Consider the following 15,197-nt stretch of genomic DNA (forward strand, 5'->3'; position numbering starts at 1 on the left):
GCAGTGCGGCAGGCGCGAGGCGGACGAGGAGTACGGCGCGGATGAACGCGACGGCACCAGACCTCATGTGAGCGCCCGCAACTCACGGCACAATTCGGCGTCTCCCGCGTAGCTCTCGTCGGTCGGCGCGACGTTTCCAGCTGGGCTCCAGGGTTTCGTCAGGACGCCGTCGGTGACCCGTAGGAGCCGCGTCAGATCCTCAGGGCTGCGGGCCGGAGGGGCAGCGGCCGCACATACCGGCACCGCGCCACGGAGCCCCGGGCCAGGGCGCGGAAGCTCAACCCCGCGGCGGCCGCAGACTCCCCCGCGGGACACGTCGAACCCACGGATACGCCCAGCTGATGCACACGGACCGACCGGCAAGTCCCCGCTGAACAGCCTTCGGTCCCTGCACCCGCGGGCCGCAGCGGCCCCAGCCACCGGCCGAGCAAGCGACCCCGGAACCTCACGGATTAGCTGCCGGCCGCCAGGCTTGGCCGGTCCGATCAGGTTGACCAGCCGCACTGATCAGGCCGGTTGGGTGGCTTCACTCGTAGACGCGGGCCGCACCGAGCTGCCAAGCCACGGACGCCCAGGTCACCGGTTCGATCGGTGGGACACCCGGGAACGCGGGTGACCTGCCGAGCCTGGCCTCGAGCCACGCCTCCCACGACTCCAGGAACTGGGCCACCGAGCCGCTCGCCCAGCCGCCCCCGTCACCGGCCCACAGTCCCCTGGCCAGCCTGTCTGCCGTCCATGCGCGGTCCCGGGCAAAGTCGGCGGCCAGGGCCAGCAGCAGGACTCGTAGCTCTCCAGGAGACGCGACCGGCCGCTCGTCTCCAAGAGGCGCGGGCTCAGCAAGCCCGGCCGACGGCGCATCCAGCGCACGGAGCAACTGATCGGCCAGGCCTGGCCAGCCGGGCTCCGGCCCCTGGGCAGGAAGGGCACCAGCCCAGCGGAGCAGGATGTCGTCGATCTCCGGCGCATCGCCGCCGAGAGTTTCGAAGCGTCGGCTGAGGCACCGCAGCAGAGCACGGAAGTCCTCGCCGGTCTCCACGTTGTTCGTCACCGCGCGAGAGTAGGGCTACGACGTGCGGCCCGTCGAGGCGAATATCGGGCGGTCAGGCACTGCTGCGGCGCACCTCCCGTCTGCGGCCCGAGACATCGAGCTGGTGGGAAGTTGTTTGGTGTTTAACCTGGGGAATTCTCTGACCGTCGACACCGGGTCGAGTTCGTCGGCCCGACGACGCGCTTGCCGTGCGGGACCACGAGGCCGGCGCGGAGGCAGGCACCGTCGCCCAGCGCGGCGACCGCGTCGCACTGCCGGACAAGGCCAGACTCCCCCTCCCCTCAACACCCCACACACAAGGGAATCCGCCAACCCACAGCCTTCCGCACCACACTTTGGGGCCCGTTGCAGAAGGCCGTGTCCGAGCAGGTCAGGGCCGGGTTGATGCCCGTCTGATCATGCGGCGAGGGCAAGGTTGCGCATGTGGGCGTCGGTCTGGAAGGCGTGGTGGAGGACGTTACCGTCGAGGAGGACCTTGTAGGTGCCGTGATCGCTGCGGCAGGAGTCCTCTTGTGCGTGCTCATCCATCTCCCGCAGATCCCGGCCGGATCGACTCGCTCGCGGAGCAGCTCTGGGCCGTCGGCGCCTTCACCGTCCTACGCTCCGTCCTCCTGCACAGCGCCGCGGCCACCGCGGACATCCGCCACCTCGACCCACCTGCCCCGACACTCCCCCACCCCGAGCCCGGCCGGGGGTGAAGGGGTGATCGGGGTGATCAGAGGATGGTGAAGGCATCCCCGGGTGCCTCGTCCAGGACGAAGCCGTTGTCGAGACGGACCCGGACCGTCACCCGATGCGACGCTTCCCTGTAGGCGTTCCACGCGGGTTCCAGGGAGGCGATCTGCTCCTCCAGCTGTTTCCTGCTGCCCGGGGGCATCTGGTGGCCGAAGTCGTCGAAGAGCGACGTGAGCCGTTCGTACTCGCGGACCTCATGGCTCTTCACTCGCTGGTGCTCGCTCACCTGCTCGACGGTGCCCGTCATGCCCGCTCCCAGTGCGAGGAACCCTGCCGCCGAGTCCGCGTCCTGGGCTCCGTCGGCTCGGGTGACGTGCCCGGTCAGTCGCAGGTCCTCCGCCAGCGTGACACGCCGGCCTTCTGTGAGCGTCATGAATCCTTCGTCTCCGGTCGTTCGGGGGAGAACCCATTATCCGCCCCGCTCCCCCGCACGTTCCGAGCGCGCGTTCACGGACATGTGGCGTCCTGTCAGGAAGATCAACTTCAGCGGGGGCCGGATGAAGACGAACGGGGAGGCTGGGAGGACCGGGGTGGGCGTGGTCAGGCTCAAGCGTGGGGCGACAAGGATCGGGCGCGACCTGGTGCCTGCAATCGGGCCGGCGGGGATATTCGGGGTGCGGTCCGGCTCCCTACTCAAGACGGCCCAGGTGGCCGGGAATCGCGGATCGGGTGTGCCAGTCACCGTCCTCGTCGGGCTGGCCCTCCTCGGGATGCTCGCCGTCGGGCTGGCGATCGCCAGGAGGCGAAGGACGCCCGCTCCAGACCATGACTCCAACCGCTCGACGTGCCGGACGACTTGGCCCCCACGCTGGAGCTGCCGATGTCGGGACCGCGGCCCTGGATCACACCGCGGTCGACGACGATGTAGCCCCCGTCGGGCGTGCGCCCCATCACTCCCTTCCCGCTCTCCCAGGATCGCTGGCGCGTGCCCCTGCGGCCGCTCCGCGCGGACACGCCGCGAGCATGTCGGAAGCCCCCAGGGGACCTGGGGGCTTCCGACATGGGCTGGCATGCGGGCCCATCGGACCGCCGGCCTCCGGGGCTCATGTGCGCAGGAGCCTCTCCGTCACCTCGCGGTAGGTCTGGAGGGTGAGCCGGAGGCGTTCGGTGTCGGGGCGCGGTCCGTTCGGGTCGCCGCTGCGCTGCCAGCCCGCCTGGAGCGCCGCCCGGCGGTCCCGCAGGGAGTCGACCAGCTGCTGCTCGACCTCTTCCAGGACCTCTGCCGCCTCGGCGACCGCGTCGCGCGGCGCGTCGACGAACCCGGCGAGCGCATGGTGCAGCCGGCCGGAGAGGCGGTCGCGTTCACTGCCGCCGAGCAGCTCCCCGGCCGGGTGGTCGCCGTGGCCGACATCTCCACCGCCGTCGGTGTGCCCGCTGTCACCCGGCCGGTCCGCCGCCTCCCGTCCGCGAGGCGCGGCGGGGGTCGCGGCAGGAGCGTTCGTGCGGCTCCCGCCGCTCCGGCCCGCGGCGCCGGGGTCTTCGGACGGGACGGCGGACTGCGGCGCCTTGGACAGCGGCATCGCCGGAGGCGGTACGTGCGGCGGGGCGCCGGCCTGCGGGGGGACGGTCGCACCCGGGACCGGCGGCGGGGGCGGCGGAGGCGGCGGCACGGGGTGTTCCGTACGCTGCGCCGGGACAGCCCCGGCAGGGATTCCCCCGTGGTCGCCGTTCGGGGGCGGCACCCCGGGAGTTGCCGGGGGTACGGGTGCGTGTCGCCCCGTCGAACGCTGGTCCCGGTTGTCGCGTGCCATTACGCGCCACTTCCCTTCGGGTGGAGGAGATGTCCACGGCTGCGCCCGGACACCGGACGGCTTCGGGGGGCGGCCCCACCGGCGTGCCCGGGTGCCGTCAGGTCCTCGAACAGGGCGCGGGCGTGCACCAGTGCTTCCCGCAGCTGCTCCGTGGAGGCTGACTCGGTGTGCGCGGCACGGCGCAGCCCGCGCAGGCCCTCCACGTGGTGCGGATGGTGCACCGAGAGAGCGGCCAGTAGATCCTGGCGCCGCTCGGGGTCCGGGAAGCCTCGGGTCGCCGCGACGCGGGTGACGAGGTGCTCGGCGTCGGCGACGGCCTGGCGGGGCGCGTCGACGAAGCGCTCCTGGAGCGTGGTCCACTGGACGACGTACTGCTCCCGGACCGCCGGCTCCAGCGGCAGCGGACGGAAGCGGCCGTGCCGTTCGACCCGCTCGCGCAGGTCGCGGTGGGCTGCCTCGCTGTCGCCGCCGTGCTGTTCGAGGATGCGGTCGTACTCGGGGCCGAAGCGCCGCTTGAGGGAGCGCGTGCCGCTGCCTGTGCCCGTACGGGCCCGGAGCAGGACACCGGCCACCAGTAGCGCTGCGACGACCACCGCCGCGATGATGAGAACTGTGGTCAGGGTCGACATGACTGCCTTCCTGGAAGGTGACTCCTGGCTGGCTGTTCGTCACTGTTTGTTGGGGCGCGCCTGACGGTTCGCCTTGCCGCTTCTCGTACGGTCAAACCAGGAGTGCCCCCGAAGGGCCGTTCCGGCGAGGAGTAGGAATCGAGGCGCGCACGGCGCGAGACGGGGTAGGAGAGCGGACATGGACAGCTCCCTTTGGCTGATCGTGGTCGTGGTTCTCCTCGTCGCCCTGGCGGTGTGCGCGGCCGTTCTGCTGGTCCGCGTCTTCAAGGCCCGCAGGCTGCTGCTGGACGCCGGTGTCCCGCTACAGTCCAAGGCTCTCTTCTGGGCAGCGGTCCTCTACACGGTCTCGCCGATCGACCTCATCCCCGACCCGGTCTACCTGGACGACATCGGGATCCTCCTGGTGGCCCTGAAGGCGCTGCACTCGGCGGCGGCCCACAGCGGGGCCGACGGCAAAGGGCAGCTCGGCTGAGCCTCTCCGATGATCGCGACCTGTTCCGCGGGGAGGGATTCGTCATGGATGAGCACGAGGGTGAGCGGTCCGGGCCCGAGCTGTCCGGGCCCGAGCGGTGGTCAGGGCCTCGGCGGTCCGGGAGTGAGGCGGCTGGGGCTGGTCCGCGGGGCGCCGCGGGGCGGCTCGACAGGTCGCCCGGGCAGCCGCTGGGGCGGGGTCCTACCCCAGCGGGGTACCTCGGAGATCGTTGCAGTGCACGGACGGGTGGAGTCGCGGGACGATGGGATGGCAGACGCGGCGTCGGCCGTCGTCCGCTCCGGCAGACAGCACTCCGCATCGGCGGCCGAAAGGAGCCTGAGGAATGGGATCCTCCGAACCCGTTCAAGGCGATCCCGGCGCGTCGGGTGTGGAGCCGTCAACGCCGGGTGGCTTGCTGGACGTGCTGAATGTGGCCCCAGTCCTTCTCGATTCCCAGGGCCGGATCGACCTTTGGAGCCCTCAGGCGGAGATCCTCTTCGGCTACAGCACCGAGGAGGCCCAGGGCCAGTACGCGGGGAATCTGCTGATCGACGACGAGCACCGCGATGCGGTGCTGGCGCTGTTCGCGCAGGTCATGCGGGACGGTGAGAGCTGGGCGGGCGTCTTCCCCGTACGGCACAAGGACGGGAGCACGCGGCTGGTGGAATTCCGCAACATGCGGCTGCAGGACGACCAGAGCGAGTACTGGGCCCTGGGGCTGGCCACGGACCAGGCGACGCTGCGGCGGGTGGAACGGAACCTGGCGCTGTCCGCCCAGCTGGTGTCGCAGTCGCCGATCGGTCTCGCCATGCTGGGTACCGACCTCCGCTACATCTCTGTGAACCCCGCGGAGGTACGGATGAACGGTGTGCCGGCCGCCGAGCATGTCGGCCGGCACGTCCACGAGGTGCTGCCGTTCCTCGACGAATCCTTCACCGGAGCCATGCGGGAGGTCCTGGCCACCGGGACGCCGATCCTGGACCACACCATCGTCGGCCGCACCGCGGCCGACCCGAACAACGACCACGCCTGGTCGATTTCGTTCTACCGGCTCGAGGCCCCCAACGGGAAAGTGCTGGGCGTGGCGACCTCCAGTGTCGACGTCACCGATCGCCACCGCGCCGTGGAAGAACAGCGCCACACCGCACTCACCCTCCAGCGCAGCCTGCTGCCCCGCCCCCCTCCCCAGCGACCGGGGCTCACCATCGCCTTCCGCTATCGCCCCGCACAGGCCACGATCGAGATCGGAGGCGACTGGTTCGACGTCATCCCTCTGCACAGTGACAAGACGGCCCTCGTCGTCGGCGATGTCATGGGGAGCGGCGTCGCAGCGGCGGCGTCCATGGGACAGCTGCGCACCGCCACGAGGACTCTGGCCGACCTGGATCTGCCTCCGGACCAGGTCCTGCACCACCTCGACCACATCACAGACGGCCTCGGCACCATCGCGACCTGCGTCTACGCCGTGTTCGACCCCGGCGCGGCGCGATGCCACATCTCCCTGGCCGGGCATCTGCCGCCCGTACTGCTCCATCCGGACGGTACGCGCGAGCTGCTCGACCTGCCCACGGGCGCACCGTTGGGCGGCTGCGGCATTCCCTTCACCACCACGTCCATCGGCGTCGGACCGGGCGACCAGCTCATCCTGTACACCGACGGCCTCGTCGAAGCCCGCGACCAGGCGATCGACACACGCCTGAACGCTCTTCTCGACGTCCTCGACGACCCGCACCGATCGCTTGGCGACACATGCGACCTTCTTCTGAGTTCTCTGCGTAGTGAAGGTGACCACGACGACGTGGCTCTCCTCATCGTCCGGGCGAGTCCCGGGCCCGCGAGCAGCGCGATCGACGACGAGCGCTGAACCGCGTCGCGGAACCCGTGAGGCGGGGATTCTCACCTGCCAGGGTCACCCTCGGGAATGCTTGGCCCGGCCGCGCCGCCTGCCGACGACGGGGGCCGTGCTCCGGTCGGGCCCGGCAGCCCCCGGGGGGCGGGGATGCCGGGCCGGAGGCGCCGTGTGGCCGTCAGGAGGCGCCGTGTGGCGGTCATGGGTAAGGTGTTCGGGCCGGGGTCGGTCGGTGCTGGCCGGATGCGAAGTAGGTGATGAGGGTGGGGTCCAGGGGTGGTACGTCGTGCGCCGTACCGCCCTCGCGCAGCGAGCGGGTTGCCATGAACCCCGCGGCCACGCTCATGCGGGCGGCGACAGGTGAGGTGTCCGTCGCTCCGCCCTCTCGGGCGAAGCGGCAGAACTCCTCGATGATCTTTTCGTCGGCGCCGCCGTGGCCGCCCGTCGCTTCGGGCACCTGGTGGACCGCGTCGGCGCCGGGGCGGTAGTCGCTCGGACCGGTGTTCCAGACGCGGACCTCGTCGCCCGGCCGGTCGCCGAAGTTCTCCAGTCGGCCCTCGGTGCCGATGACCGTGTAGTTGCGCCAGTAATCGGGGCTGAAGTGGCACTGCTGGTAGGCGGCGACCACCCCGTTGTCCAGCCGCATGTTCATCACGGACACGTCCTCGACGTCCACGATGTGGTGCAGGTTCCTGCGCTCGCCGGGCGGCCACTCAAACTCGCGCAGCCAGCCCTCCGGCCGCGGGGTGCCGGGCTCACGGCGCGGTAGGTCGCCGTAGACCATCAGGTCCCCGAGGGCGTTGACGCGCTCGGTGTACCCGCCGGCCAGCCAGTGGATCACGTCGATGTCGTGCGCGGCCTTCTGCAGCAGCAGTCCGGTGGTGCGGCGACGGTCGGCGTGCCAGTCCTTGAAGTAGTAGTCGCCGCCGTACGAGACGAAGTGACGTACCCACACGGTCTTGGGCTCACCGATGTCGCCACGGGCGATGATGTCGCGCATGAGCCGGACGACGCCCATGTGCCGCATGTTGTGCCCGAGATAGAGGCGGCTGCCGGTCTCGTGGGCCGTGCGCAGGATCCTGTCGCACTGCTCGACGGTGATGCCCAGCGGCTTCTCCACGTACGTGGCCTTGCCCGCCTGCAGGGCGTCGCAGGCTATGGCCTCGTGGGTGTCATCGGGGGTGGCGATGATCACGGCGTCGATGGTGTCGTCGTCGAGGAGCGCCCGATGGTCGCCGTACGCCGTCGCTCCGGGGAAGCGCGTGGTGATCCGGGCCCGTACCGCGGGGTCGGTGTCGGCGACGGCGGCGACGACCGATCCCCGGCCGGGGCGGTGGGCGGAGACGGCGAGGTTGCGGCGCAGTCCGAGGCCGATGACGCCGATGCGGAGGTCTTCGGTCACTTGGCACCGCCCTGGGCGATGGCCTTCTCGAACTCGCGGCGCGTCGCGTTGCCCGCGGCCCGCTGCCACCCGGGGAGGATCTCCTTCTTGAAGGAGGACAGCGGCTTGCGGCCGGCCACGAGGTCCGTGATCGCGCTGTAGAAGTCGCCGGTCGCGGAGGCGCCCTTGTTCGAGTTCGTGTCGGAGAAGAGACCCGTGGTCGGGTTGACGCGGGCGAGCTTCATCAGCTCCACCTCTGTCTGGTGGATGGCGCTGGTGACCTGCGGTTTTCCTGGCAGGTACAGCGCCTGCGGGGCGTTGCCGAAGAAGGTGATCGCCTGCCGGGTGGTCAGTACCTCGGCATTGCCCTTCGTATTGAGCCTGACGTCTCCGTCCTTCGCGCGGGTGTGGTGGGTGCCTTCCAGGCCGTAGTCGAGGAAGAGGCGCTCCTCGCTGCCGAAGGGCGCGCAGAGGTAGTTCATGATCTGGAGCAGCGTCTCGACGCGGTCCTTGGGGACCTTGTTGTTGATGGCGGTGAATCCGACCGATCCGTAGCCGAAGTTAAAGCTCGGCTCGACGCCCGGTTCCGCGGCGAAGGGGACGATGACCTTGGCCGGCCAGTCGTACATGGCGCTGTCGTTGAGAAAGCCTGGGAAGGACTGGACGTGGGCGCCGAGGAAGCCGCCCTCCAGCTTCTCCAGGGTCGTGGCGAGGTTGGGGTCCGGCCAGAAGAGCTGCGCCTGCTGGCACTTGAGGGCGAGTTCGAGTCCGGCGAAGAACTCGTCCGTCTCGAACGCGTGGGTGAGCTTGTCGCCGTCCAGCCGCCAGCCGTTGGGAGCGCCGTACCACAGGGCGAACTGATTGAGGTGGTTGACGTAGGCGGGCTCCAGGACGTACTTCTTCCGCTTGGTGTCGAGGAGTTCCTTGGACTTGTCGAGGAAGTCCTGCGCACTGTCGAAGCGCGCGCCTCCGACCGGCTTCCAGAAGTCCTCGTTGGCGACGTAGACCTGGCCCATGCGGCCGTACGGGACGGCGACGCCCCAGATCTTGCCGTTCAGGACGGCGGTCCGCCACGCGAAGTCGGGGATGTTCGCCAGGTTCGGGTACTTCTTGACGGCGTCGCCGCCGAGGTACGGCGTCAGGTCGTGGAACTTCGCGGCGAGGAGGGCGGGAACGTTCTTCAGGCCCTGATTCGGCGGGAACCACATCAGGTCGTGCAGGTCGCCGCCCGCGACGGTCGCGTTGAACTTCGCACGGTAGACGTCCTCGGCTCCGAGACCGTTGACGATCGTCATGTGCAGCTCCGAACCGAGCCGCTTGTTGAGCTCCTGCCAGTAGGCATTGCGGTTCATCGCCGGGGCCGCGGTGGTGAACGTCTCCGTCAGGACGGTGACGGGCTTTCCGTCCCCGGGGATCGCCGAGACGCTACGGGTCGGGGCCGCGGGGTAGCGCAGGTACGCCGGGTCCAGGCCCTGGCCGTTGCCGGCCAGGTCGGGCGCGGCGACCTTCGCCGGCACGTAGGCCGGAAGCCTCAGCTTGGCCGAGGCTTCCGCACCGCCGGCGGAGGTGCCCGTTCCGCTGGTGCAGGCGGCGAGGGTGCCGCCTCCCGCGACGGTGAGGCCGGCGACACCGGCCGCGCCGAGGAATCCACGACGGTTGAGGTTTCTGGAGGACATGGCTCTCCTTGAGCGAGTTTCGGCGCATGGCGAGGGGACGGGAGAGGGGTGGCGTGGGGTGGGGTGGGGTGGGATGAGGGTGGGGCGGGAGGGGGCGAAGGGAGCGGCGCGCCAGGGGCGGGCTTAGGAGTACAGGGCAGGGGAACGGCCGAGGCCGAAGGGCGGGCGGATGGTTCAGGCCTTGATCGCGCCGGTGAGAACGCCCTTGGTGAAGTACTTCTGCAGGAACGGGTAGACCGCGACGATCGGCAGGACGGCGAGGATGAGCACCGCCATCGACAGCGATGTGCTCGCCGGGAGCACGCTGACGCCCATCGCCTTGGCGTTGAACGTGTCGCCCTGGAGGACGTACGAGCGCAGGACGACCTGGAGCGGCAGCTTCTCCGGGTCGTTGATGTAGAGCATCGCGTTGAAGAAGCTGTTCCAGTAGGTGACCGCGTAGAACATGCCGACCACGGCGATCACCGCCTTGGACAACGGGAGCACGATCTTCAGCAGCACCTTCAGGTCGCTCGCCCCGTCGAGGCGGGCGGCCTCGTGCAGTTCCTCCGGGATGCCCTGGAAGAAGGCCCGCACGACGATGACGTTGAAGGCGTTGAGCATGATGGGGACGACCATCGCGCCGTACGTGTCGAGCAGTCCGAGGGCCTGCGCCACCAGGTAGTTGGGGATGATGCCCGGGGTGAAGAGGAAGGTTCCCACCACGATGAGGAGCAGTGGCTTGCCGGCCAGGGTCCCGGGGCGCGAGAGTCCGTAGGCGAGGCAGACCGTGCACACCAGGCTCAGTGCGGTGCCGACGGCGGTGATGCCGATGCTGACCAGCGCCGCGCGCGTGACCACGCCGCCGGAGAGCACCACCCGGTACGCCTCCAGGGTCGGATCCGTGGGCAGCAGCACGTAGCCGCCGTTCGCCGCCAGTTCGGCCTTGGTGGCCAGGCTGGTGCCGATGGCGAGGAGGAACGGATAGCCGACGGCGACGATCATCGCGACGATGACCAGCAGCTTGAGCCCCTGGCCCCATGTGGTGGGCCGTTCCATCCACACGGGGCGCTCGGCGGGGCGGCGGCCGCGTCGCCTCCTGTCGAGGATCGTCGAGATCGACAGCATGCTCATCGGTAGACCCCCTGTTCGCCGAGGCGGTGGGCGAGCTTGTTCGCGAGGACGATCAGGATGAATCCGATGACGCCCTTCATCAGGCCGGCGGCGGTGGACATGCCCCAGTCACCGTCCACGACGCCGTGGAAGTAGACGTAGGTGTCGAGCACCTCCGCCGCCTCGGCGCCGACCGCGTCACGCTGGAGGAGCATCTGCTCGAAGCCGACGGAGAGGATGTCGCCGAGCCGCAGGATCAGCAGCATGATCATCACAGGGCGAATGCCTGGCAGGGTGATGTGCCACATGCGGCGCAGTCGGCCGGCGCCGTCCATGGCGGCCGACTCGTAGAGCGAGTTGTCGATGGAGGCCATCGCCGCGAGGAAGATGATGGCGCCCCACCCGGCGTCCTTCCAGACGGCCTGGGAGGTGAGCAGCAGGATGAACGTATCGGGGTTGTTCATGATGTTGCCGACGGGGATGCCGTTGTCGTTGAGCAGGCTGGTCACCGTGCCCGCGCCGCCGAAGACCTGCTGGAACATTCCCACGACCACGACCCAGGACAGGAAGTGCGGCAGGTAGACCACGGTCTGCATGAGCCGGCGGGTCCTGGTGCTGATCAGGGAATTGAGGAAGAGCGCGAGGGCGATCGGCGCCGGGAAGTAGAGGAACAGCTGGACGAAGCTGATCTCCAGGGTGTTCCACACGGCGGACCAGAACTCGGGCTGTTCCAGGAGCGCGATGAAGTTGGCCCAGCCGACGAAGGGGCTCTGCCGGTAGCCCAGGTAGGTCTGATAGTCCTGGAAGGCGATGACGTTGCCCGCCAGCGGCAGGTAGAAGAACACCGCGAAGTAGAGGATGCCGGGCACGCACAGAAGCAGCAGCATACGGTCGCGCCTGAGGCGGTCGCGGAGGCGCCGTCGGGCTACGGGCCGACGGTCGGCCTCTCGGGCCTCGTCGCGTGAACGTGCCTGGCGGTCTGGTGGTGGAGCGGGGTGCGGCGTGGCCGGACGGGGCGAAGCCGATGGGGCGGCCGACACATTCACCTCCTGCGGCGAGTGGGAGCGGGGAGAACTCCGGTGGGTGGCCGGAGTGTCGTGGCGTGGGCGAGGAGAGAGACGCCCGGGGCCGGCGGCGCTTGCGTCGGCCCTCGGGATCCCGGCGGGACGCACGGGCCGACCGGGTTGCGCGGACCGACCGGGTCGCGCGGGCTGAACGGGTCGCGCGGGCTGAACGGCCCGCCCGTCGCCGCCGCCCGGCCTGTGGCGGGCCGACACTCCGGCGGCTCCGTCGGCTCCGGCGGGAGGAGCCTTGTCGTGCCTGGGCCGTGCCGGGTCGCGGACGCGTTCGTCGTTCTCATCACAGGTATCGCCGCCTCAGCCAATCCGGGAGCGGGTTGCCGCCGATCGCCTCGCCGGTGACCAGCGGGCCGCCGCCTGGAACACGGCGTCGGCTCGACACGTTCGGGCTCCGTGCCGATGCGGCAGGAGTCAACAGGGCGGGCCGCGCCATGGTCAAGACCTATACGCAAACACTTTGGCTAAGTCGCCTCGAACTTCGCCGGGCGAACCTCCTCCATGGTCACGGCTCTGCCCTTTACGGCGTCCAACACCCGTGCGCGTCCTGCCCTCTGGGGGCTCGCAGGCTTCGACTCGGGTAGGCGATCACGAATTTCACAGCGTAAGCCGTTTCCCTGCGAACTTTCGTAAGTAGGATGCCTGGCATGAACCAGCACGGCGGTGACGCCTCCCTGTTGCGACGGTTGAACTCCGCCGCCGTCCTCCGCGTTCTGCGGCACGGCATGAAGGCCGCGACCCTGACCGAGCTGGCCCAGCAGGTACAGGTCTCGAGGCCGACGGTCGAGACGATCATGGACGAGCTGCTGGAGCAGGGGTGGGCCGAGGAGTGCGGCCAGGAGCGCGGTCAACGCGGCCGGCCCGCGAAGCTCTACCGGTTCCGCGCGTCTGCCGGAAGCGTGCTCGGAGTGAGCGTGGGCGCCTACCGGCTGCAGGCCGTCGGGGTTGACCTGGGCGGGCAAGTCAACCAGTCCCGCAAGGCGGCGATCTTCCCCGACATGACCGTGGACGAGCGCCTGGACGCGATCGAGCGCTTCATCGCCGAGTGCTCGCAGGAGCTGGGGCGCCGCCCCATGGCTGTCGGGGTGGGCACCACCGGTGTGGTCGACGGCACCGGGCGCGTGGTGAAGAGCTCCGTCCTGCCGGGATGGTCGGGCCTCCCCCTGCAGGACGAGCTGTCGGGCAGGATCTCGGCGCCCGTCGTCGTCGAGAACGACGTCCGGCTCGCCGTCCTGGCCGAGCAGTGGCGCGGTGCGGCCGTCGACCGCATGGATGTGCTGTACCTCTTCGCGGGCAACCGGATGTCGCTGGGCATGCTGATCGGCGGCAAGCCGTACCGCGGGGCCCACTCGGCTTCCGGCGAGATCGGGGAGCACGCCACCGGTCTGTGGCAGGTCTTCGGTTCCGTCATGGACTTCGCCACGGCGGTCGAGCCGGGAGAGCTGCGCTCGCCGGCACAGGCCGCGGAGTTCGCCTTCGGACAGGCCACCGCGGGCGACGCACGGGCCGCGGAGGCCGTGACCGCGCTCGCCGTCGGCCTGGCGGAGGGCCTGGCAACGGTCGTGGGCCCGTTCGACCCGGAGATGGTCATCATCGGAGGCTCGCTGGCGAGCGGCGGAGCCCTGCTGGTCGACCCGATCCAGGAACACCTGAACCGCGCCTGCCTCTACCCGCCCCAGGTCGTGGCGTCCGGCCTGGGCAACGACTCGGTGGCTATCGGAGCGGCAAGACTGGCGCTCGAACACTCCGAATCCGACATCGCCTTGGCCAACAGACCGGACGTCACGACCGCATAGCGGCGCCACCGCGGCATTAACTCTGACGGATTTCATAAAGTGCGGCCCGCACCTATCGGGGCGAGTACCGGCGGACTGCAGGGTCGATAGGCCCGGACGGGTGGACGGAGCTGCCCTTACGACCGCAGCACCTCGGCGCGGACTCCGCATTCCCGGGGCCAGGGGGACCCGGTGGTTGGGGGGCGGGCCAGCTTGGCCGCGTAGGTCGCGACCGTCATGCGCCCCGCCGCTGTCGCCTGTTAGACCGAGCGCCGGCCCACAGGCCGCGCGCGGCGGCATCCGGCACGGACTGTGGCTACCCGGCGTGAACGGGGTCACCACCGGGTGCGCAGCACGCCGTCGCTGTCGGGCAGGGCGGCGCAGAAAAGTGGGTGGCGTTCGTCGAGGTATATGGGCAGGGCGCAGGCCGCCCGGGCGCCGGCCACCAGGGTGGCGAGCTCTTGGTACTCGGTGTCGTCGACGACCGCATGTCTGATCGTCCCGTCCCGCGTCTCCCAGACGAACTCCGCGGATCCGTCCTCTGGCAGGGTGGCGAGGACCGCGTCGACATCGGGGTTCAGGTCCGGCCAGACGGTCAGCAGGGCGCGCGGGCTGAGACCGGTACGCACCGCGTCGAGGTTCTCCGGCGTCAGACGGTGGAAGCGTGCAGCGTTGCGGACGTAGCCCTCCTCCAGGAGCACTGCCTTCCGTGAGGCCAGCGCCGTGCGCACGCGCGCCCAGAACCCCTCGTCGGCCACCTCCATCACATCCGGCTCCTCCAGCTCCGCGGCGTAGGGGGAGGTCGCCGTCGGTTCCGGGAAGAGGCCGAGTTCGCGTGTGCGGGCCACGGCGTCCGCGTGGGGCCGGTCGCTGCCCACATACACGTACTGGTCCCACCCGACATGCACGGTGAACACGTCCCCCGCCTCCAGCCGGCACCAGGCACCTTGGTCTCGGAGCATGACCCGGACCAGTTCCAGAGCGACCGGAAGGGAGACCTCGGCCCCGTCGTGGTAGCCGGAGAGGTCGGGCGGGAAGAGCCCGTCGAGGCCATGTCTCCCATCCGACGGCTCCACGCCGATGGGGACGAACCCGGTGACTGCAGGCTCGCGGATCTCCAGCCGATCGGTGCCTGAGGCTTCCGCGAAGGCGGCGATCGCCGCGAGGTACGCGGCTTCGACCTGCCCATGGTCACTGACCGGCTCCTCGGCGCCGGTGTAGTGGCCGCGTTCGTCACGGTCGGCGGGGTCGTACTTGGTGATCCGGTGGACGAAGGACGGCGGCACGTTGCTCCCTGCGCGGCCAGGCGGGGTGCCAGCGCAATTCCCCGGCATGAACGGATGGTCGACGATCGGGTGGAAGGGGCTTTCCAGTGCTGGGTATCAGCTGCTGAGGTCGAACACACCCCAGGTGGTGAACGGCTCGGCCTGCACGTAGATCCTGCTTCCTCGGCCGACAAGGCGCCGACAGCCGGGGCAGAGCCATCGGGCAGGCTGAGCAGCGGCCGGCACTCGATCACTCCGCTGGCATCGGTTGGCATGCCCGCGATCCTGCCCCGGGCCCCACAGTCGCCGCATGCGCATTTCGCTTCGGCATGCCGCGCGACTACGCCTGATCCGTAGTTCCAGGCAGTCGGAGATGAGCTCCGTGCCAACTGAGCTGCCATCTGGGCTCAGGTGGGATCACGGAGCCTGTGAGCCGGCAGCTTGCGCG

General features: G+C 69.9%; 14 protein-coding genes. 4 read left to right on the forward strand and 10 right to left on the reverse strand.

The genetic code is table 11. The annotated features are described in order from the left end of the window. Positions 1–526: 526 nt before the first annotated feature. Positions 527–1,048: a hypothetical protein gene (locus ACWCO8_RS22245; protein ID WP_451033680.1), complete on the reverse strand. Its 522-nt coding sequence runs from the start codon at positions 1,046–1,048 to the stop codon at positions 527–529. Between the two features lie 396 nt (positions 1,049–1,444). Beyond that, the gene (locus ACWCO8_RS22250) at positions 1,445–1,576 is read right to left on the reverse strand and encodes a hypothetical protein (protein WP_451033681.1); all 132 of its coding nucleotides are present in this window, start codon (positions 1,574–1,576) and stop codon (positions 1,445–1,447) included. Between ACWCO8_RS22250 and ACWCO8_RS22255 the strand changes: the two genes are divergently transcribed. Next, positions 1,561–1,746 (forward strand): hypothetical protein, encoded by a 186-nt coding sequence (locus tag ACWCO8_RS22255; RefSeq protein WP_451033682.1) that lies wholly within the window; start codon positions 1,561–1,563, stop codon positions 1,744–1,746. The genes ACWCO8_RS22250 and ACWCO8_RS22255 overlap by 16 nt on opposite strands. Positions 1,747–1,763: 17 nt before the next feature. Here the strand turns inward: ACWCO8_RS22255 and ACWCO8_RS22260 are convergent, their stop codons facing one another. From ACWCO8_RS22260 to ACWCO8_RS22270, 3 genes are all read right to left on the reverse strand, one after another. Next, complete coding sequence (locus ACWCO8_RS22260) at positions 1,764–2,156, reverse strand: hypothetical protein (RefSeq protein ID WP_451033683.1); 393 nt, start codon at positions 2,154–2,156, stop codon at positions 1,764–1,766. 670 nt (positions 2,157–2,826) lie between these two features. Beyond that, positions 2,827–3,303, reverse strand: a complete 477-nt coding sequence (locus ACWCO8_RS22265; protein WP_451033684.1) for a hypothetical protein — start codon at positions 3,301–3,303, stop codon at positions 2,827–2,829. Positions 3,304–3,533: 230 nt separating this feature from the next. Further along, positions 3,534–4,163 (reverse strand): hypothetical protein, encoded by a 630-nt coding sequence (locus tag ACWCO8_RS22270; RefSeq protein ID WP_451033685.1) that lies wholly within the window; start codon positions 4,161–4,163, stop codon positions 3,534–3,536. A gap of 178 nt (positions 4,164–4,341) precedes the next feature. On the opposite strand from ACWCO8_RS22270, the gene ACWCO8_RS22275 reads away from it, so the two are divergent. Beyond that, positions 4,342–4,635, forward strand: coding sequence for a YkvA family protein (locus ACWCO8_RS22275; protein ID WP_451033686.1), 294 nt, complete (start codon positions 4,342–4,344; stop codon positions 4,633–4,635). Positions 4,636–4,978: 343 nt separating this feature from the next. Beyond that, positions 4,979–6,499, forward strand: a complete 1,521-nt coding sequence (locus ACWCO8_RS22280) for a SpoIIE family protein phosphatase (RefSeq protein WP_451033687.1) — start codon at positions 4,979–4,981, stop codon at positions 6,497–6,499. A gap of 184 nt (positions 6,500–6,683) precedes the next feature. On the opposite strand, the gene ACWCO8_RS22285 is transcribed toward ACWCO8_RS22280, so the two are convergent. The 4 genes from ACWCO8_RS22285 to ACWCO8_RS22300 form a co-directional block, all read right to left on the reverse strand. Continuing rightward, positions 6,684–7,886 carry a Gfo/Idh/MocA family protein gene (locus ACWCO8_RS22285; RefSeq protein ID WP_451033688.1) on the reverse strand — a complete coding sequence of 401 codons (1,203 nt, stop codon included), beginning with the start codon at positions 7,884–7,886 and terminating at the stop codon, positions 6,684–6,686. After that, on the reverse strand, positions 7,883–9,541 hold the full coding sequence (locus tag ACWCO8_RS22290) for a hypothetical protein (RefSeq protein ID WP_451033689.1): 1,659 nt from the start codon (positions 9,539–9,541) through the stop codon (positions 7,883–7,885). Before ACWCO8_RS22290 ends, ACWCO8_RS22285 begins: the two co-directional genes overlap by 4 nt. 174 nt (positions 9,542–9,715) lie before the next feature. Next, the gene (locus tag ACWCO8_RS22295; RefSeq protein WP_451033961.1) at positions 9,716–10,648 is read right to left on the reverse strand and encodes a carbohydrate ABC transporter permease; all 933 of its coding nucleotides are present in this window, start codon (positions 10,646–10,648) and stop codon (positions 9,716–9,718) included. Between the two features lie 2 nt (positions 10,649–10,650). Continuing rightward, positions 10,651–11,517 (reverse strand): ABC transporter permease, encoded by an 867-nt coding sequence (locus ACWCO8_RS22300; RefSeq protein WP_451033962.1) that lies wholly within the window; start codon positions 11,515–11,517, stop codon positions 10,651–10,653. Positions 11,518–12,356: 839 nt separating this feature from the next. Between ACWCO8_RS22300 and ACWCO8_RS22305 the strand changes: the two genes are divergently transcribed. Next, on the forward strand, positions 12,357–13,505 hold the full coding sequence (locus ACWCO8_RS22305; protein ID WP_451033690.1) for an ROK family protein: 1,149 nt from the start codon (positions 12,357–12,359) through the stop codon (positions 13,503–13,505). A gap of 314 nt (positions 13,506–13,819) precedes the next feature. On the opposite strand, the gene ACWCO8_RS22310 is transcribed toward ACWCO8_RS22305, so the two are convergent. After that, positions 13,820–14,770 carry an RNA-binding protein gene (locus ACWCO8_RS22310; RefSeq protein ID WP_451033691.1) on the reverse strand — a complete coding sequence of 317 codons (951 nt, stop codon included), beginning with the start codon at positions 14,768–14,770 and terminating at the stop codon, positions 13,820–13,822. Between the last annotated feature and the right edge of the window lie 427 nt (positions 14,771–15,197).

The organism is Streptomyces sp. NPDC001927 (assembly GCF_053594455.1).

Coding starts and splice junctions, on each gene's coding strand:
- ACWCO8_RS22250 (WP_451033681.1), bottom strand. CDS start 1,576: ATGGATGAGCACGCACAAGAGGACTCCTGCCGCAGCGATCACGGCACC.
- ACWCO8_RS22260 (WP_451033683.1), bottom strand. CDS start 2,156: ATGACGCTCACAGAAGGCCGGCGTGTCACGCTGGCGGAGGACCTGCGA.
- ACWCO8_RS22265 (WP_451033684.1), bottom strand. CDS start 3,303: ATGCCGCTGTCCAAGGCGCCGCAGTCCGCCGTCCCGTCCGAAGACCCC.
- ACWCO8_RS22270 (WP_451033685.1), bottom strand. CDS start 4,163: ATGTCGACCCTGACCACAGTTCTCATCATCGCGGCGGTGGTCGTCGCA.
- ACWCO8_RS22275 (WP_451033686.1), top strand. CDS start 4,342: ATGGACAGCTCCCTTTGGCTGATCGTGGTCGTGGTTCTCCTCGTCGCC.
- ACWCO8_RS22280 (WP_451033687.1), top strand. CDS start 4,979: ATGGGATCCTCCGAACCCGTTCAAGGCGATCCCGGCGCGTCGGGTGTG.
- ACWCO8_RS22290 (WP_451033689.1), bottom strand. CDS start 9,541: ATGTCCTCCAGAAACCTCAACCGTCGTGGATTCCTCGGCGCGGCCGGT.
- ACWCO8_RS22295 (WP_451033961.1), bottom strand. CDS start 10,648: ATGCTGTCGATCTCGACGATCCTCGACAGGAGGCGACGCGGCCGCCGC.
- ACWCO8_RS22305 (WP_451033690.1), top strand. CDS start 12,357: ATGAACCAGCACGGCGGTGACGCCTCCCTGTTGCGACGGTTGAACTCC.